Consider the following 2,969-nt stretch of genomic DNA (forward strand, 5'->3'; position numbering starts at 1 on the left):
TCCAAATTACCGATGAAACATTTTTTAAAGAATGACTGGAATGATATTCGAAGTCGTATTTAACATCCTTTATTAAGCTAACGGGTACGATAGTGTACTGATAAATGACAGGAGCAGGCGCCACGGCGACTGCTCCTGGTCGTTGAAGGTATAGTAGTAATGGCAATGGAACTTCAATAAGCAGTACTTAATTATAAAATTATGGTAATATTATATTACGTTTTTTGCATTAATTCGAAGATTATAAAGGAGCCACCATAATGAAATCTTGGGCAAAAGTAGTTTCAATAACTTTAATTTTATTTGTTATCTTCGGATGTTCGAAAGCAAATGAAATTGAATCGTATCAACCAAATATGTTTACAGAATCTGATCTTTCTGTGGTTGGAGAGAAAAAGAGAACCAAATTAACAATCGGGATGGATAAAACTAATTTAGAAAAAGTAATAGGGAAACCAATTAGCGAGACTGGAAAACTAGGAGTTCAATACAACGGAATAACTGTTTTCTACCGGGGAAATAAAGTGTCCGGTTTTGTTATAAGGGAGAGACAAGAAAATGAAAATAAATATATTACTTCACGTGGACTTGAGATCGATAACGTAATGAATCAATTAATTGAGAAATACGGTGATTCGGGAAAGATTGAAGAGGTTGGCATGAAAAATTCAAAATTTCCAAAAGATAAAAATGTGGTATATATTTTTGATTTAAAGCAAAATACAATTATTGCTGATTTTAGTAAAGTCCAGAATCCAGAGGATACTTATGTTATTTCTACAATATTCGATTCCCAGAAGGAAGACAAACTGGTACATATACTTATTGGTGACTATAATTTTGCAGTTCTTACTAAGTAACTCGGAAGTGTTCAAGAAGCCGAATTATAGCATATAACTCCGTATTCACGCTTCGGGGCATTCATTACTCCGTCCGGTCCGACTTGTAGCAGGAAGAAGATTCACCAGGACAACCAAAGAGCCTAAGTCCATCGGACCGCAGTTGGTCATTAAGCTAACGAGTACGATAGTTCAACAATAAGGAGTAGTATGCCACGGCAGCTGCTCCTCATTGTTTATTAAGCTAAAGGGCAGGATAGCGTAATAACAAAGGAGAAATTGATTGATAGCATCATAAAAGCGAGGACCCTGCGAATTAAATCGCAGAGTCCTCTTATAGTGGGAAGCGGTTTATAAATGTACTTCTAAAGCTAAGTCTTACTCAAAAAGTGTCGAAGCAGAAATCTCGAACTTTTTATCCTTCTCCGTGTTTTCATGGTTAATCAACAACCTTTCTGAAACTAAAATTGTATTCCGGTTATCGCTGTTTTTCAATACCACTTCCCACTTATCGTATGTTTACCCTTTTCCTAATGTTTTGAATCAATAAGGGTAAAATGGCTCTATGAAAATAAAGTTTTAGATTGACGATGCTTGATTAAGCTAACGGGCAGGATAGTTAAATCTTCGGAGTTAACAAAAAAAATTTCATGAATACCTTTCTTTATAGAGTATTATATTATATAAATAAATTACAAATGATTACAATTCTTGTGAAGTGTGGAGGTGAGCATGTGGAAGTAAATAAAGAGGTATTAAAGGGTCATATAGACACGATAATACTCTCCCTGTTGTGCAACAAGGAAATGTACGGCTACGAACTTGCCAAATTAGTTCGAGAAAAAAGCAGAGAACAATTCGAATTGAAGGAAGGAACGCTTTACTTGTCACTGAAGCGTCTGGAAAAAAACGAGTGGATTTATTCTTTCTGGGGTGATGAGCAAGGACCAGGCGGAAGGAGGAAATATTATAGAATCACGCCCTTGGGCGAAGAAACATTCACAGAAAAACGCTTGGAATGGCGGTTCATCAAAGGAATAATTGATTCATTTTTGGAAGGGGGAGATAGGAAATGAAGCAAATCGAAGCATTTGTCGATTCTGTCTATCAAAATGCTAGGGGTAACAAAAAAGAAATAAAAGAATTAAAAGCTGAAATGAGAAGCCACCTTCTGGAAGCAGTTCACGAATTGAAAAAAGAAGGGATATCGGAACAGGAAGCAGTCCAGCTCGCAATCGAACGTTTTGGTGGAGAACAGGAATTGCGTTCCGAAATTTCTCAGCTTTATCACAAACAAAAGCTATTTGCAAAAGGGGTGTTGTTTGCAGCTTTAATTGCACTTATCGTCGCTATATTTTCGTTTCAATTCCTGTATCAACGAGATGATTTGAACAGTAATGATTTTCCACATCGCATCAACGAAAAGATAATTGACAGTCTAAAAGACCACGAATCCATTACAGAAGAAGTAAAAAAAGAAGTTGAATCCATCGTACAAAGCAATAAGAGAGTTCACAAAATAGAAATTTATAATACCAAAGGTTTAGAGGGGGATGAGTTATTTAATTACTTGGAGGATTCTAAGCCTATTTATTCTTACTCTGAAGAAGTTAATACGCCAAAATGGCTATGGGCAGGATACAATCGCGGCGGTAACGGCATGGGAAATTGGTTTGTTTACACGTCAGCATTCGGTTATTATGTAATATCCTATTTAATTCTGGTTTTGGGAATTGCTCTATATTGGGCTTTATTCACAATCTGGGCAATTGTCTATGCATTCCATACGACAAGAAAAGTGAGTATCTTATGGACGCTAATATTCTTGTTTTTTAACATTATCGGTTTCGCGGGCTTCCTTTTGACTAATAAGAAGTTTCGCAATTTTAACGTATTCAATTCTAGTCCATAATTATTTGATTAAACTACCATGAAAATTCATATCGCAGGTGACTAATAAAAAAGGCAAAACTAAAGAGAGACGCAGTTCGTTAATTTTTTAAAAAGTACAGCGCCTAATTAAATCAATATTACATTAGGTGAATTAAGGGTTAGGAAACTTCTGAAATGGTAACGGCAAACCCTAAGCTTTCTAGTCTTCGAACCGAATTGCGTACAACTGCTGCTTGC

Annotated in this window: 3 protein-coding genes; all 3 read left to right on the top strand. The window is 35.9% G+C overall.

Annotated features, from left to right (window positions below; translation table 11 throughout):
• Positions 1-260 precede the first annotated feature (260 nt).
• Entirely contained in the window at positions 261-860 is a 600-nt protein-coding gene (locus DFP97_RS30130) for a hypothetical protein (protein ID WP_114384339.1), read from the top strand.
• Between the two features lie 713 nt (positions 861-1,573).
• Positions 1,574-1,915, top strand: a complete 342-nt coding sequence (locus DFP97_RS30135; protein ID WP_114384340.1) for a PadR family transcriptional regulator — start codon at positions 1,574-1,576, stop codon at positions 1,913-1,915.
• Positions 1,912-2,751 carry a permease prefix domain 1-containing protein gene (locus tag DFP97_RS30140; protein WP_114384341.1) on the top strand — a complete coding sequence of 280 codons (840 nt, stop codon included), beginning with the start codon at positions 1,912-1,914 and terminating at the stop codon, positions 2,749-2,751. Before DFP97_RS30135 ends, DFP97_RS30140 begins: the two co-directional genes overlap by 4 nt.
• Positions 2,752-2,969 lie beyond the last annotated feature (218 nt).

The sequence above is a fragment of the Paenibacillus prosopidis genome, from assembly GCF_003337375.1.
GTDB classification, from domain to species: domain Bacteria; phylum Bacillota; class Bacilli; order Paenibacillales; family Paenibacillaceae; genus Pristimantibacillus; species Pristimantibacillus prosopidis.

Bases quoted from the DNA above. Each gene is read 5' to 3' on its own strand.
- DFP97_RS30130 (WP_114384339.1), top strand. From the start codon at position 261: ATGAAATCTTGGGCAAAAGTAGTTTCAATAACTTTAATTTTATTTGTT.
- DFP97_RS30140 (WP_114384341.1), top strand. From the start codon at position 1,912: ATGAAGCAAATCGAAGCATTTGTCGATTCTGTCTATCAAAATGCTAGG.